The sequence below is a fragment of the Streptomyces sp. ICN903 genome, from assembly GCF_022015835.1.
Taxonomy (GTDB): domain Bacteria; phylum Actinomycetota; class Actinomycetes; order Streptomycetales; family Streptomycetaceae; genus Streptomyces; species Streptomyces fenghuangensis.
The window spans coordinates 1-14633 of the sequence record NZ_JAKMAY010000139.1; the positions used below are offsets into that span (position 1 = coordinate 1).

At 75.1% G+C, this 14633-nt stretch carries 14 protein-coding genes and 1 pseudogene; 8 read left to right on the top strand and 7 right to left on the bottom strand.

Annotated features, from left to right (window positions below; genetic code table 11):
- The 6 genes and pseudogenes from L7D48_RS15815 to L7D48_RS15840 form a co-directional block, all read left to right on the top strand.
- A pseudogene (locus L7D48_RS15815) lies at positions 1 to 609 on the top strand (hypothetical protein); the annotation flags it as partial.
- Positions 610 to 706: 97 nt separating this feature from the next.
- A complete protein-coding gene (locus L7D48_RS15820) occupies positions 707 to 1750 on the top strand; it encodes an SDR family NAD(P)-dependent oxidoreductase (RefSeq protein WP_237880085.1) in 1044 nt (347 codons plus the stop codon).
- A 132-nt stretch (positions 1751 to 1882) separates the two neighbouring features.
- Complete coding sequence (locus tag L7D48_RS15825; RefSeq protein WP_206347892.1) at positions 1883 to 2596, top strand: sugar phosphate nucleotidyltransferase; 714 nt, start codon at positions 1883 to 1885, stop codon at positions 2594 to 2596.
- 9 nt (positions 2597 to 2605) lie between these two features.
- On the top strand, positions 2606 to 3541 hold the full coding sequence (locus L7D48_RS15830; protein ID WP_237880086.1) for an NAD(P)-dependent oxidoreductase: 936 nt from the start codon (positions 2606 to 2608) through the stop codon (positions 3539 to 3541).
- The gene (locus L7D48_RS15835) at positions 3538 to 4278 is read left to right on the top strand and encodes a spherulation-specific family 4 protein (RefSeq protein WP_237880087.1); all 741 of its coding nucleotides are present in this window, start codon (positions 3538 to 3540) and stop codon (positions 4276 to 4278) included. Before L7D48_RS15830 ends, L7D48_RS15835 begins: the two co-directional genes overlap by 4 nt.
- Positions 4275 to 5174, top strand: a complete 900-nt coding sequence (locus tag L7D48_RS15840) for an endo alpha-1,4 polygalactosaminidase (RefSeq protein ID WP_237880088.1) — start codon at positions 4275 to 4277, stop codon at positions 5172 to 5174. Before L7D48_RS15835 ends, L7D48_RS15840 begins: the two co-directional genes overlap by 4 nt.
- Before the next feature lie 52 nt (positions 5175 to 5226).
- Here the strand turns inward: L7D48_RS15840 and L7D48_RS15845 are convergent, their stop codons facing one another.
- Entirely contained in the window at positions 5227 to 6864 is a 1638-nt protein-coding gene (locus L7D48_RS15845) for an acyl-CoA dehydrogenase family protein (protein ID WP_237880089.1), read from the bottom strand.
- Between the two features lie 113 nt (positions 6865 to 6977).
- Here L7D48_RS15845 and L7D48_RS15850 point away from each other — a divergent pair, with 113 nt between their 5' ends.
- Positions 6978 to 7814 (top strand): PaaX family transcriptional regulator C-terminal domain-containing protein, encoded by an 837-nt coding sequence (locus tag L7D48_RS15850; RefSeq protein WP_237880090.1) that lies wholly within the window; start codon positions 6978 to 6980, stop codon positions 7812 to 7814.
- 24 nt (positions 7815 to 7838) lie between these two features.
- Here L7D48_RS15850 and L7D48_RS15855 read toward each other — a convergent pair whose 3' ends face one another.
- Positions 7839 to 8834 carry a DUF3048 domain-containing protein gene (locus tag L7D48_RS15855; protein WP_237880091.1) on the bottom strand — a complete coding sequence of 332 codons (996 nt, stop codon included), beginning with the start codon at positions 8832 to 8834 and terminating at the stop codon, positions 7839 to 7841.
- 205 nt (positions 8835 to 9039) lie between these two features.
- Between L7D48_RS15855 and L7D48_RS15860 the strand changes: the two genes are divergently transcribed.
- A complete protein-coding gene (locus L7D48_RS15860; RefSeq protein ID WP_374492390.1) occupies positions 9040 to 9834 on the top strand; it encodes a lysophospholipid acyltransferase family protein in 795 nt (264 codons plus the stop codon).
- Here L7D48_RS15860 and L7D48_RS15865 read toward each other — a convergent pair.
- From L7D48_RS15865 to L7D48_RS15885, 5 genes are all read right to left on the bottom strand, one after another.
- Complete coding sequence (locus tag L7D48_RS15865; protein WP_237880092.1) at positions 9816 to 11261, bottom strand: GH1 family beta-glucosidase; 1446 nt, start codon at positions 11259 to 11261, stop codon at positions 9816 to 9818. The two genes, L7D48_RS15860 and L7D48_RS15865, sit on opposite strands and share 19 nt — an antisense overlap.
- On the bottom strand, positions 11258 to 12337 hold the full coding sequence (locus L7D48_RS15870; RefSeq protein ID WP_237880093.1) for an ABC transporter ATP-binding protein: 1080 nt from the start codon (positions 12335 to 12337) through the stop codon (positions 11258 to 11260). Before L7D48_RS15870 ends, L7D48_RS15865 begins: the two co-directional genes overlap by 4 nt.
- Complete coding sequence (locus L7D48_RS15875) at positions 12334 to 13362, bottom strand: ABC transporter permease (protein ID WP_237880094.1); 1029 nt, start codon at positions 13360 to 13362, stop codon at positions 12334 to 12336. Before L7D48_RS15875 ends, L7D48_RS15870 begins: the two co-directional genes overlap by 4 nt.
- 3 nt (positions 13363 to 13365) lie before the next feature.
- Positions 13366 to 14346 carry an ABC transporter permease gene (locus L7D48_RS15880; RefSeq protein WP_237880095.1) on the bottom strand — a complete coding sequence of 327 codons (981 nt, stop codon included), beginning with the start codon at positions 14344 to 14346 and terminating at the stop codon, positions 13366 to 13368.
- A partial coding sequence (locus L7D48_RS15885) for an oligopeptide/dipeptide ABC transporter ATP-binding protein (RefSeq protein ID WP_374492395.1) occupies positions 14343 to 14633 on the bottom strand: 291 nt, incomplete at its 5' end. The genes L7D48_RS15885 and L7D48_RS15880, both read right to left, overlap by 4 nt.

Here is a 14633-nt window from a genome sequence, read left to right on the forward strand (position 1 = left end):
GCGGCGGACAGTGCGCTTCCCGCGCGGCGGGCGTCCGTGCCCTACGGGCTCTTCGGCCTGGGCTGCGGAGTGCTGACCGCCCTGGCCGCCCTGGGCGAGACCCTGTGGCACGGCGCGGGCGCGGCGCCGGCCGGGCCCGTGGTGGTCGCCCTCTCCCTCAGCATGGGCGCGGCCGAGTGGCTGCTGTACCGCTGCCGCTCCCTGGCCCTGGCCGCCCTCGCCCGCAGCACCACCGCCGCCGGCCTGCGGTGGCGCGCGGCAGGGGCGCTGGGGGTGTGCCTGGCCGGCTACCTCGCCGCCCTGGCCGCCCTCGTCCCGGCCACCGCAGCGTTGTGGCCGGGTGGACCGCCCGCCGACCCCGCCCGGCTGCCGGCCGTCCTCGCCCTCGGCGCGGTGCTGTGGACCGGGCTGCTGCTCCAGGCGTTCGGCGCCGCCCGGGCCCCGGCGGCGGTGACGGTGGCCGCCGCGCTCTGCGCCGCCGCACCGCTGTGGCTCCATCCCGGCCTCGCCGGACCGGACGCCGTACTGACGGCCGTCTGCGCCACCGCCGCCCTCGTCCTGCTCGCCACCGCCGCGGCACTGCTCGGCCGGATCACCACCCACCGCTGAACCGCCCGCACCACCGCGTACCGCCCGCACCACCGCGTACCGCCCGCACCACCGCTTCACAGGCAACCGTCGGCCCGGAAGGAAACGGAGCACACCCATGACCACGCCCGCACCCGCATCAGCGACCACGCCCGGACCGGCCCCCGCCCCCCGGACGGCCGCCGTCACCGGCGCTGAGGGATTCATCGGCTCGCACCTGGTCGAGGCGCTCGTCGCCGCCGGCCACCGGGTGCGCGCGATGGTCCAGTACAACTCCTTCTCCTCCTTCGGCTGGCTGGAGACCCTGCCCGGGGAGGTGCTGGAGGAGGTGGAGATCGTCCTCGGCGACGTCCGCGACCCCGGCTCGGTGAACGGACTGGTCAAGGGCGCCGAGGCCGTCTACCACCTGGCCGCGCTCATCGCGATCCCGTACTCCTACCGCGCCCCGCACAGCTATGTCGAGACCAACGTCACCGGCACCCTCAACGTGCTGGAGGCGGTGCGCCACCTGGAGATCCCGCGCCTGGTGCACACCTCCACCAGCGAGACCTACGGGACCGCGCGGACGGTGCCGATCACCGAGGACCACCCGATCAACACCCAGTCCCCCTACGCCGCGTCCAAGGCGGGCGGGGACAGGCTCGCCGACAGCTACCACGCCAGCTTCGGCACCCCCGTGGTCACCCTGCGGCCCTTCAACACCTACGGGCCGCGCCAGTCGATGCGCGCCGTCATCCCCACCGTGATCGGCCAGCTCGCCGCCGGGAAACGCACCATCACCCTGGGCGACCTGCGCCCCACCCGCGACTTCACCTACGTCGAGGACACCGCCGCCGCCTTCCTGGCCGTCGGCACCGCACCCGCCGAGGCCGTCGTCGGACGCACCCTCAACGCCGGCACCGGCGGGGAGATATCCGTCGGCGACCTGGTGGCCCTCATCGGCAAGCTCATGGACGCCGACGTCGAGGTCGTCCAGGACGGGAAGCGTGTGCGCCCCGCCGACTCCGAGGTGATGCGGCTGGTCTGCGACGCCGGCCGGCTGCGGGCGGCCACCGGCTGGGCGCCGGCCCACAGCCTGGAGGAGGGACTGGCCCGCACGATCGAGTTCTTCCGCGACCCGGCCAACCTCGCCCGCTACAAGACCGACCTCTACAACGTCTGAGCCGCGGGCGAGATCCTCCGCCGCATCCGCCGCCGCACCCGTCACGTTCCGCAGTCCGTCACGTCCCGCCGTCCGCGGCACGCGATCCGTCACACACGATCCGCCACCCGTCCCCACGGAGAGGACAGCACGATGCACGCAGTCATCATGGCCGGAGGCAAGGGAGTCCGGCTCCGCCCGTACACCACGGCCCTGCCCAAGCCGCTGGTGCCCATCGGCGACCAGCACGCGATCCTGGAGATCGTGATGCGCCAGCTCGCCTCGGCCGGGTTCACCAGCTGCACCCTGGCCATCGGCCATCTGGGCCACATCATCCGCGCCTACGTCGGCGACGGCTCCCAGTGGGGCCTGCGCGTCGACTACACCACCGAGGACAGCCCGCTGGGCACGATGGGCCCGCTGCTGACGATGCTCGACCGGCTGCCCGAGCACTTCCTGGCGATGAACGGCGACATCCTCACAGACCTCGACTTCGGCGACGTGCTGCGCGGCCACCGGGACTCCGGGGCGCCGCTGACCATCGCCACCCACGTGCGCACCGTCTCCATCGACTTCGGCGTGCTGAGCACCGAGTCCGGGCGCGTCACCGGCTTCGCCGAGAAGCCCACCATGGACTACCGCGTCTCCATGGGCGTGTACGGCGTCTCGCGCGCCGCCCTGGCCCGCTACACGCCCGGACTGCCGCTGGGCTTCGACGAGGTGGTGCTCGACCTGCTGGCGGACGGCACCCCGCCGCACGCCTACGACTTCGGCGGCTACTGGCTCGACATCGGAAGACCCGACGACTACGACCGCGCCAACGCCGAGTTCACCGCCCGCCGCGGCCAGTTGATCAGGGGAGCGTGACCGGGGACCATGCGCGTACTCGTCCTGGGGGCCACCGGCTATCTGGGCGGGCACACCGCCGGGCACCTGCGCGCCCAGCCGGGCGTGCGGGTGCTCGGCGCGGGCCGCGCCGCGGGCGCCGGCGTGTCCGTGGATCCGCCGGCCGGTCCTCCCGTGTCCTTGCCCGTGGACCTGACGGTGGACCTGGCCACCGCCGCCCCCGCCGAACTGGCCTCCCTGATCCGGCAGGCGCGCCCGGACGCCGTGGTCAACTGCGCCGGCGCCGTCGGCGGCGACGCCCTCCACCTCACCGGGGTCAACGCCCGCGGCCCGGCCGCGCTCTGCGCGGCCCTGCGCGAGGCCGCGCCCGGAGCCCGTCTGGTCCACCTCGGCTCGGCCGCCGAGTACGGGCCGGGAACCCCCGGCCGCCCCCTGGTGGAGGACCACCCCACCCGCCCGGTGGGGCTCTACGGCGCCGCCAAGCTGGCCGGCACCCTGGCCGTCACCGGCTCCGGCCTGGACGCGGTGGTGCTGCGGGTGTTCAACCCCGTGGGCCCCGGCGCGCCGGCCGCCTCCCTGCCCGGGCGGCTCGCCGCCGAACTGCGCCGGGCCGGGCCGGACGGGGTGGTGCGGGTCGGGGACCTCTCGGCCCACCGTGACTTCGTCGACGCCCGCGACGTCGCCCGCGCCGCGACCGCCGCGGCCCTCGCGCCCGGGCCGCTGCCGCCGGTGCTCAACATCGCCGCGGGCGCCGCCCGCGCGGTGCGGGACGTGGCCGAGGGTCTTGCCGCGGCGGCCGGTTTCCGCGGCCGGATCGACGAGAAGGGCGCGGACTCGGCCCGCTCGGCCGCCGTCGCCTGGCAGCAGGCCGACGTCACGGCCGCCGCCGGGGCGCTGGGCTGGCGGCCCGGGTACACCCTGGAGGAGTCCCTGGCCGATCTGTGGGCGCGGACGGCCGACGCATGAGCGCGGGGCGCCGGGGGCGCCGGGGGAGCGCCCCGGCGCCCGCCGCCGTACGGGGCCCACGGGGCCGGGGCCATCTGCTCGTACCGCTGTACGTCCACCCGGCCGTCGACCCGGGGGCGTGGGAGGCGGCGGTCCGGGCCGCCGGGCGGCTGTACGCGGTGGTCGTCAACGCCGCCGACGGCCCCGGGCCGCGCCCCGATCCGGCCCTCGCCGCGGCGGCGGCCCGGCTGCGGGGCGCCGGGGTCCCGCTGCTGGGATACGTGGACACCGCCTACGGCGCGCGCCCGCCGCGCGCCGTACTCCGCGATGTGCGCCGCCACCGCCGCTGGTACGGCGCGGACGGCGCCTTCCTCGACCGCGCCGCGGCCGGAGCGGAGCACCTGCCCCGCTACCGGCGCACGGTGCGGGCCGCCCGGCTGCTGGGCGCGTCCACCGTCGTCCTCAACCACGGTGTCCACCCCGACCCCGGGTACGCGCGACTGGCCGATGTGCTGGTCACCTTCGAGGGGTGCTGGGAGGAGTACCGCCGCGCCGGTGTGCCCGCCTGGACCCGCGGCCACCCGCCGCACCGCTTCTGCCACCTGGTGTACGCCGTACCTGACCGGCTGGCCGCCGAGGCGGCCCGTACCGCCCACGAGCGCGGCGCGGCGGTGCACTGCGCGGTGCCGGGGGAGGGGGCCAACCCGTGGCGCTCGACACCCCGGCCCGTGCTCGGCTGCGGGAGGATCACCCCGTGAACCGCTTCGCGCCCCGCCGTACGATCCGCCGCCCGGCCGCCCGGCTGCTCTGTCTCCTCCTGCTGCTGCTCACGGCGGCCTGCTCGGACACCGCCGCACCGGACACCGCCGCACCGGACACCGCCGCACCGGACACCGCCGCACCGGAAGCCACCGCACCCGACCGGACGCCGCCCGGTGACGCGTCGCCGCGGCACAGCCGCTGGCGTCCGGCCCCCGGCACCACCTGGCAGTGGCAGCTCCAGGGCCGCATCGACCTCGACGTGGACGCCGAGGTCTTCGACATCGACGGCTTCGAGAACGACGCGGACACCGTCGCCGCCCTCCACGCCCGCGGCCGGAAGGTGATCTGCTACCTCAACGCCGGCGCCTGGGAGGACTTCCGCCCCGACCGGGACGACTACCCGCCGCAGGTGCTGGGCCGGGGCAACGGCTGGCCCGGCGAGCGCTGGGTGGACGTCCGCCGCCTGGACGTCCTGCGCCCGATCCTGGCCGCCCGCGTCGACATGTGCGCCGAGAAGGGCTTCGACGCCGTCGAGCCCGACCTCCTGGACGGCTACCGCAACGACACCGGCTTCCCCCTCACCGCCCGCGACCAGCTCGCGTTCAACCGCATGGTCGCCGGACTCGCCCACCGGCGCGGGCTGTCGGTCGGCCTGAAGAACGACCTCGACCAGATCCCGCAGCTGGTGGACGACTTCGACTTCGCGGTCAACGAGGAGTGCGCCGAGTTCGGCGAGTGCGCGAAGCTCGCCCCGTTCACCGAGCGCGGCAAGGCCGTCTTCCACGCCGAATACGCCCTGAACACAGAGGAGTTCTGCGACACCTCGCGCCGCCTCGACCTCAGTTCCATCCGCAAGCGCCTCTCCCTGGACGCCTGGCGCCGCACCTGCTGACAGACCGGCTCCCGGGCGCGGCGGCCACGGGCGGCCACGGGCGGCCGCCCCGTCACTCGGTGCGGGCCCGGTCCAGGATCGCGCCGAGGCCGGCGCCCGCCGGGAGCGTGCCGAAGGCGTGGCCCCACTCCCCGCCCAGCCGGGAGGCGCAGAACGCGTCGGCGACGGCCGGATGGCCGTGGCGCACCAGCAGGCTGCCCTGGAGGACGAGCGCCAGGCGCTCGGCGAAGGCGCGGGCGCGCAGCTGTGCGCCGACCGGGTCCTTCAGCTCCGGCAGCATGGCCCGCACCCCGGCTGCGGCCGCGTCCAGACGGGCGTCGGCGCCGGCGGCGGCGTCCACCTCCGCCAGGACGGCGTCCAGTCCGGCCGGCTCCCTGTCCAGTGCGCGCAGCACGTCCAGGGCGGCGACGTTGCCCGAGCCCTCCCAGATCGACAGCAGCGGCGCCTCGCGGTACAGGCGCGGCATGCCCGACTCCTCGACGTAGCCGTTGCCGCCCAGGCACTCCAGCGCCTCGGCGGCGTGTGCGCTGCCGCGCTTGCACACCCAGTACTTGGACACGGCCAGGGCCAGGCGGCGGAAGGCCGCCTCCCGCTCGTCCCCGGCGTGCGCGGCGTCCACGGCCGCCGCCAGCCGCAGCCCGAGGGTGGTGGCGGCCTCCGACTCGACCGCCAGGTCGGCCAGGACCGAGCGCATCAGCGGCTGGTCGGCCAGCCTGGCGCCGAAGGCCCGCCGGTGGGAGGTGTGGTGCAGGGCCTGCCGAAGCCCGGCGCGCATGCCGGCGGCCGTGCCCAGGACGCAGTCCAGGCGGGTCATGTTGACCATCTCCACGATGGTGCGCACCCCGCGGCCCGTTTCGCCCACCGGCCAGGCCACGGCCCGGTCGTACTCGACCTCGGAGGAGGCGTTGGAGCGGTTGCCCAGCTTGTCCTTCAGACGCTGCAGGTACATGGCGTTGCGGGTGCCGTCGGGCAGCACGCGCGGCAGCAGGAAGCAGGTCAGGCCCTCGGGGGCCCGGGCCAGCACCAGGAAGACGTCGCTCATCGGGGCGGAGGTGAACCACTTGTGGCCGGTGAGCCGGTAGGCGCCGTCGCCGGCGGGGACGGCCTCGGTGGTGTTGGCCCGCACGTCCGAGCCGCCCTGCTTCTCGGTCATCGACATGCCCGCGATCAGCCCGGACTTGCCCAGCGGGGGCCGCAGCCCGAAGTCGTAGGAGCGGGCGGTCAGCAGCGGTTCGTAGGCGGCGGCCAGCTCCGGCCGGGCACGCAGCGCGGGGACGGCCGCGTACGTCATGGAGACCGGGCAGCCGTGCCCGGCCTCGGCCTGGGACCACAGGTAGAACTTGGCGGCGCGCACCAGATGGGCGCCGGGGCGGTCCTCGGCCCAGGGCGCGGCGTGCAGCCCGTGCTCGACGGCGGTGGCCATCAGACGGTGCCAGGCGGGGTGGAACTCCACCTCGTCCACGCGGTGGCCGTAGCGGTCGTGGGTGTGCAGCCGGGGCGGGACCTCCTCCGCCATCCGGGCCCAGTCCTGCACCTCGGGGGTGCCGGCCAGCGCGCCCAGCTTCCGCACCTCCGCCTCGCCCCACCGCGCGCCGTGGCGGCGCAGGGCCTCGAAGACGGCGGGATCGTCCGCGGCGGTGAAGCCGGTCAGCGGCGGGGGCTGGTTGATCACTTCATGGGTGGCGCTCACGGCGACCTCCGGCGGGGACGGCGGCGGGCGGCGGTGCCCGTACTCCGACATTACAGATTCCATGCGTGTGGCGGAAGACTGTAATGGCGGGGGAGGCTAGGATCGCACTGCCCATGAACAGCACAGACGGCACAGACGGGACGGCCGGTCCGGACGTGGCGGCCGGGGCGGCCCGGACGGACGGAGCCGGCGGAACCGACGGCGCCCGGGAACTCGCCCTGCGCCCCCTGACGGCCCGCTCGGTCGTGCTCAGCACCCTGCTCGGCCACCACCCGCCCGCCCTGCCCGCCAGGGCCCTGGTAAGGGTCGGCGAACTCTTCGGGATCGCGGAGGGCACGGTACGGGTGGCGCTGTCGCGGATGGTCGCGGCCGGAGACCTGGCCCAGACCGCCGACGGCGCGTACGGCCTCACCGCGCGCCTGCTGGAGCGCCAGGCCCGCCAGGACGACAGCCGCGCGCCCCGCACCCGCGAGTGGCGGGGCGAATGGGAGATCGCCGTCGTCACCGCCGAGCGCCGGGACGCGGCCGACCGGAGCGCCCTGCGCCAGGCCATGGCCGCCCTGCGCCTGGCCGAACTGCGCGAGGGCACCTGGCTGCGCCCCGCCAACCTGCTGCGGCCCCGGCCGCCCGTCGTCACAGGGCAGTGCACCCTGCTGACCGGCGCCCCCGACGGCGACCCGGCCGAGCTGGCCGCCGCACTGTGGGACCTGGACGGCTGGGCGGCACGGGCCCGCGCCCTGGCCGTCGCCGCCGATGCCGCGGCGGAGGCCGGAGACCCAGCCCGGCGCTTCACCGTCTCGGCCGCCGTCCTGCGCCATCTGCTCGCCGACCCGCTGCTCCCGGCCGCCCTGCTGCCCGGCGACTGGCCGGGCGCTGCGCTGCGCGCCCGCTACGACGCCTTCGAGGCCGACCTGCGCGCCGTCCTGCGGCGCCACACCGCACCGGACTAGACGGCACGGTGGGGGCGGGGCGGCTCAGCGAGGGGCGAGCACCACCCAGACCTGCCCCTCGGCGAAGTTCACCGGATCGCCTTCCGGCGTGGTGAACTCCGTGCCGCTCTCCGCCGACGGCCGCGACCAGCGCGCCTCGTACGCCCGGCCGCCGCGCAGCACCGTCGCCTCGCCGGAGCCGACGGTCTGCGAGTACGGGCTGACGCTGCCGCCGCGGTCCTTGAAGCGGGAGTCGCGGATCTCCACGCGCTGGACGACGACCGTGGGAGCCCCGAGCCGGCCGCCGTCGGCGGCGGTCGCCTCCTGGCCGTCGATGGACACCAGCCAGCGACTGTCCTCGGCCGACCAGGTGAAGGCGTACCGGGCGGCGGGGTAGCGGACGGTCTCCTCGGTGTCGGCCCGGCCGCCCTGCGGGGCCGAGCCGAAGCGGAAACCGATGTCGGACGCGCCGCTGACCGCGTCGGGCGCCTCGCCCAGCACGCCCTCCGGGTCCAGGTAGAGGTTGTGCGGGGCGGAGCGGTCCGGACTGCGGGAGTAGGCGCCGGGCGCATCGCCGGGCTGCATCAGATGCAGCGGGGAGTCCTCCAGCACCGGCCTGAGCCTGGACTGCGCCCCGGAGAAGGCGAAGGCCGGCTCGCCGAACTGCCGCAGCAGTTCGATGTCGGACTCCCGGGCGCTGCGCACCGGGCCCACGGAGGGCGGCAGGTCGGAGGAGTACACGGCCAGCAGCCTGGTCAGCCCCGACTCGACCTGCTCCACATAGACGATGTCGGCCCGCTCCAGCCCCGTCTGGGGGCGCGCGGCCGCCACGTTGTCGATCTTCACGGCGAGCACCGGCGCCGAGGCGTCCGGCACGCTCTCCCCGGTGAACGGGGAGCGGCCCTCCTGCTCCCCGTCGCCGTTCCCCGCCCCCGGGCAGCCCGTCAGCAGCGCGGCGCACGCCACCGCCGCCGCCAGCGCCCGCACCCGTGTCCGCACGGCCCGCCGCCCCGTGCCCCGCCCGTTTCCAGCCGTCCGCATCGCTCGCCGTCCCTCCGGCCGGGCGCCGCCGCGCCGCCTGATGACCTCTCACCGCATCCCTTGACCGGGACGGGCGGTTTCATGTCCCCGTGCCCCGCGCGGGTGACGGCGGCGCCGCCCGCGCTCCGGACGCGCCGGGGGCGTGTGTTCAACATGCGCACACCCTTGCTCCCAGGAGCGGTCACGCGCAGTCCAGCCGGCGGGGGTGGCGCTGTCGCCGGTGGTGCGCCGCCTCGCCCCGGCCCGCCGCGCGAGGCTGGTGCGGTGGTGGTGCGGGGCGATCGCCGCCGCGCTGGGGGTGCGGGTCCGCGTCACGGGCCGGCCCGCCGCCGGACCGGCGCTGGTGGTGGCCAACCACGTCTCCTGGCTGGACGTACCGCTGCTGGCCGCCGTCGCGCCCGGCCGGATGGTGGCCAAGCGGGAGGTCGGGCGGTATCCGCTGCTGGGGCGGCTGGCCGCCCGCGGCGGCACCCTGTTCGTCGACCGCGAGCGGCCGCGCTCCCTGCCGGACACGGTCGCGGAGGTCGCCTCAGCCCTGCGCGCCGGCTCGACGGTGGTGGCCTTCCCCGAGGGCAGCACCCGGTGCGGCAGGGGGCGCGGGCCTTTCCGCGGGGCGCTGTTCCAGGCCGCGCTGGACGCCGGGGTGCCCGTGCAGCCGGTGGCGATCCGCTACCGGGCGCGCGGCCCGGCGCGGGGTGCGGGCGCCACGGACGCGGCGGAGGCGGTGGACACGCGGGCCGCCTTCGTCGGCGACGACACACTGGCCGCCTCGCTGCGCCGGGTGGCCGCCGTCGGGGGCCTGGTCGCCGAGGTGGCCGTACTGCCGCCGCTGCCGCACGGCGCCCACCCCGACCGCCGCGCGCTGGCCGCCGCCGCACGGGAGGCGGTCGAGACGGTCCTGGGCGTGGAAGCGGCCCCGGAGACGGATGGGCGTGCGGTGGTGGCGGGCGCGGACCGCCGCCCGCCACCACCGCACGGACGTCAGCCCGCGGCGGCCTGACCCCCGTCGGCCCGGTCCGCGGCCCGACGGGTCAGCCGGATCGTGTCCCGATACCACAGCCCGCTGTCCTTGACGGTCCGGCGCTGGGTTCCGTAGTCGACGTGGACCAGACCGAACCGCTTGGCGTACCCGTAGGCCCACTCGAAGTTGTCCATCAGCGACCAGGCGAAGTAGCCGCGTACGTCCGCCCCGGCGCTCCGGGCCGCCGCCACCGCGCGGATGTGGTCGGCGAGATAGGCGGTGCGGTCGGCGTCGTGCACCGTGCCGTCGGCCTCCGGCTCGTCGTCGAAGGCCGCGCCGTTCTCGGTGATCACCGTCGGCAGCCCGTAGTCCCTCTGCAGCCGCACCAGCAGCTCGGTCAGGCGCTCGGGGACGATCTCCCAGTCCATCGCCGTGCGCGGCCGGCCCTGCGGGACGACCCGGGTCACCGGCAGCCCGTCCTGGCCGGTCGTGGAGCCGTCCTCGGCGGTGCCGGAGAAGACGTGGCCGGAGTAGAAGTTGACGCCGAGCACGTCCAGCGGTGTGGAGATCACCTCCAGATCGCCGTCCTCCACGGGCAGGGTCACCCCTCGGGCGGCCAGGTCCTCCACCACGTCCTGCGGATACCGCCCGTGCACCAGCGGGTCCAGGTAGAGCCGGGTGCCCATGCCGTCGGCGCGGCGCGCGGCGGCCCGGTCGGCCTCGCCGTCGCTCGCCGGGGTGGCGGTGCCCAGGTTGAGGGTGATGCCCAGCTCCTCGGGCGGACTCCCGGCGGTGCGCAGCCGCTGTGCGGCCAGGCCGTGGCCGAGCAGCAGGTGGTGGACGGCCCGCATGGAGTCGCCGAAGTCGCGGCGGCCGGGCGCGTGCACCCCCTGGTCGTAGCCGAGCACGGCCGAGCACCACGGCTCGTTCAGCGTCGTCCAGTGCCGGACGCGGTCGCCGAGGGCGTCGTGGGCGATCCCGGCGTAGTCGGCGAACCGGTACGCGGTGTCGCGCTCCGGCCAGCCGCCCGCGTCCTCCAGTTCCTGGGGCAGGTCCCAGTGGTAGAGGGTGACCCACGGGGTGACGCCGCGCTCCAGCAGTTCGTCGACCAGCCGGTCGTAGAAGGCGATGCCGCGCGGGTTGCCCTTCCCGCGGCCGCCCGGCTGGATGCGCGGCCACGCCAGCGAGAAGCGGTAGGTGTCCACGCCCAGGGAGGCGATCAGCTCCACGTCCTGCGGCATCCGGTGGTAGTGGTCGCAGGCGGTGTCGCCGTTCTCGCCGCCGGCCACGGCTCCGGGCACGCGGCAGAAGGTGTCCCAGATGGAGGGGGTGCGGCCGTCCTCGTCGACCGCGCCCTCGATCTGGTACGAGGAGGTGGCCACCCCCCAGCGGAAGTCCGCCGGCAGTCCGGCGACCGGCTCGGGCGCGGGGGCGGTCAGGGGGGATGCGGGAGTGGTGGCGGTCATGCTTCTCCGTCTCGGCGGTCGTCGTTCAGCCAGCAGGCGACGCTGCGGCCGGTGTCTGTGTCGGTACCGGTGTCGTTGCCGGGGTCGGTCACGGGTGCGAGGTGGGGCGTTCGCAGGCCGCAGGGCTCGAAGGCCTTCGGACAGCGGGGGTGGAAGGCGCAGCCGGACGGCATGGCCCGCAGGTCCGGCGGTGAGCCGGGTATGCCGGTCAGCTCGCGGCGCGGGCCGTGCAGCGCGGGGAAGGAGTGCAGCAGCCCGTGGCTGTACGGGTGGCGGGGGTCGCGGTAGATGTCGGCGGCCCCGGCCTGCTCCACGACCCGGCCGCCGTACATGATGGCGATCCGGTCGGAGAACTCGATCAGCAGCGAGATGTCGTGGGTGATGAAGACGACCGAGAAGTCCAGCTCCTCGCGCAGCCGCACCAGCTGCCGCAGGATCTGGCGCTGCATCACCACGTCCAGCGCGGTGGTCGGTTCGTCCATGACGACGATCTCCGGCTCCAGGGCCAGCGCCATCGCGATCATCACCCGCTGCCGCATCCCGCCCGAGAGCTGGTGCGGGTAGGCGCCCAGCCGGTCGGGGGAGATGCCCACCAGCGACAGCAGTTCCCGCGCCCGTCCGGCGCGCTCGGCCCGGGACATCTGCGGCCGGTGGGCCTTCAGCACGTCGGTGAGCTGGGTGCGGACGGTGTGGACGGGGTTGAGGGAGTTCATCGCCCCCTGGAAGACGATGGAGACCTCCTGCCAGCGGAACGCCCGCAGTTCCCGCGGGGTCATGGCCAGCACGTCCACCGGCTCCCCCTCGCGCGGGTGGTAGCGCACGTCCCCGCCGGTGATCACCCCGGGCGGGGAGAGCAGCCGGGTGACGGCGTAGGCCAGGGTGGACTTGCCCGAGCCGGACTCGCCGGCCAGTCCCAGCACCTCGCCGCGGCGCAGGGTCAGGTCCACGTCGTGCAGGGCCCGCACCGCGCCGTCCCCGACGCCGTAGTCGACGGACAGGCCGCTGATCTCCAGCACCGGCGGCCGCGTCGCGGCGTGCGGCGGGGCGCTCACGGGGGAGGTGGCCGATGTGCTCATACGGGTGTCTCCTCGGTCTCGCGTGCCCCGCCCGCTTCCCCCGCGGACCTCGCCCCGCCGCGCGGGGCGCGGGCGACGGGGGTGAAGCCGACCCGCATCCTCGCCCCGCCGCGGACGCGGACGGCGGTGCGCAGCCTGGGGTTGACGAACTCGTCGATGCCGAAGTTGATCAGTGTCAGCGCCGTGCCCAGCAGCGCGATGCACAGTCCGGCGGGCACGAACCACCACCACGCGCCCTGGCCGAGGGCCTGGTTGCTCTGCGCCCAGAACAGGATGGTCCCCCAGTTCCAGTGGGAGATGTCGGCCACGCCGATGAAGGCCAGGGTGATCTCCGACAGCACCGCGAAGATCACCGTCCCGACGAATCCGGAGGCGATGACGGCGGTCAGGTTCGGCAGGATCTCGAAGACGATGATCCGCCAGGTCGACTCGCCCGTGGCCCGCGCGGCCTGTATGTAGTCCCGGGCGCGCAGCGACATGGTCTGCGCGCGCAGCACCCGCGCTCCCCAGGCCCACGCGGTGAGGCTGATGACCACCGCGATGATCACGTCGCCGGAGTCCGGCAGGAAGCTGGCGATGATGATGATCAGCGGCAGCCCGGGCAGAACGAGGAAGATGTTGGTGAGCGCGGAGAGCACCTCGTCGCCGATGCCGGACAGGAAGCCGGAGCTCACCCCGACCAGCACCGACAGCAGCGTCGCGAAGAAACCCGCGACGAAGCCCACCACGAGCACCCCGCGGGTGCCCACCAGCACCTGGGAGAAGATGTCCTGCCCGGTCTGCGTGGTGCCGAACGGATGCTCAAGGGAAGGCGGCTGGAGCACGTCGTCGCTCATCGCGGACGGGTCGTGGGGGGCCAGCCACTCGCCGGCGACGGCGAGCAGGACGAACAGGCCCAGGATCGCCAGCCCCGTGGCGGTCTTGCCGTTGCGCAGGAAGCGCAGCCGGTCGCGGCGGGCCGCGGGCGGGGCGGCGGTGGGGGCAGTGCCGACGGGGGCAGCGCTTTCGGACGCCTGTACGGCCATGGGTCAGCCCTCCTTCCGGGTGCGCGGGTCGAGGATCATGTAGAGCAGGTCGGCCAGGAGGTTGGCGGCCAGCACGGCGAGGGTGATGATCAGGAAGACGCCCTGCATCAGCGGGTAGTCCTTGGCGCCGACGCCCTGGAAGAGGACGTAGCCGATGCCGGGATAGGAGAAGACCATCTCCACCAGCAGCGTGCCGCCGACGATGAAGCCCAGCGAGAGGGCGAAACCGGAGACGTTGGGCAGGATCGCGTTGCGGGCGGCGTAGGAGAACATCACCCGGCGCTCGGGCAGGCCCTTGGCCTGGGCGACCATCACGTAGTCCTCGGAGGAGACGGTCACCATCATGTTCCGCATCCCCAGCACCCAGCCGGCCATCGCGCTGAGCACGACCGTCACGCCCGGCAGCACCGCGTGGTACAGCGCGCTGGAGACGAACGCCCCGCTGAGGGAGGGCACCAGGGAGGTGTCGTAGCCGCCGGAGGCGGGGAAGAGCGGCCACTGCACGGCGAACACCGCGATGGCGATCAGCCCCAGCCAGAAGTACGGGATGGCCGAGATGAAGGTGGTCACCGGCAGCAGCCCGTCCAGCCAGGAGCCGCGCTTCCAGCCGGCGAAGATGCCGATGCCGGTGCCCAGCAGGAAGCTGATCAGGGTCGTGGTGCCGACCAGGGCCAGCGTCCACGGCAGGCTCTGGGAGATGACCTCCGAGACGGGGGTGGGGAAGTAGGTGAACGACGTCCCCAGGTCCCCGCGGGCCAGGCTGGCCCAGTAGTCGGTGTACTGCTGCCACAGCGAGCGGTCCCGGTCGAGCCCGAAGAGGGCCTCCAGGGAGGTGATGGACTTGCTGGAGAGCTGGCCCTGGTAGCGGGCGAGCAGCGACTGCACCGGATCGCCGGGCATCAGCCGGGGGATGAGGAAGTTGATGGTGATGGCCGCCCAGGCGGTCAGCAGGTAGAAGGCCAGGCGCTGGAGGACGAACTTCACGACGCGGCCCCCCGTCCCGTCCCGGCGGCCGGGGCGTCACCGGCGGCCGACGCGTCCTCGGAGGTGTCGTACAGCCAGCAGGCCGCCCACTGGCCGCCGTCGAGCTCGAAGCGCGGCGGGGTCCGTTCGCGGCAGCGCTCCATCGCCAGCGGGCAGCGCGGGTGGAAGCGGCACCCGGCGGGCGGCGAGATCAGGCTGGGCGGCTCGCTCGCCGAGGGGTCCGCGCCCTCCCCGCCGTCCCCGCCGTCCCCGGTGACCCGGTCCGGGTCGGGGGCGGAGGCCAGCAG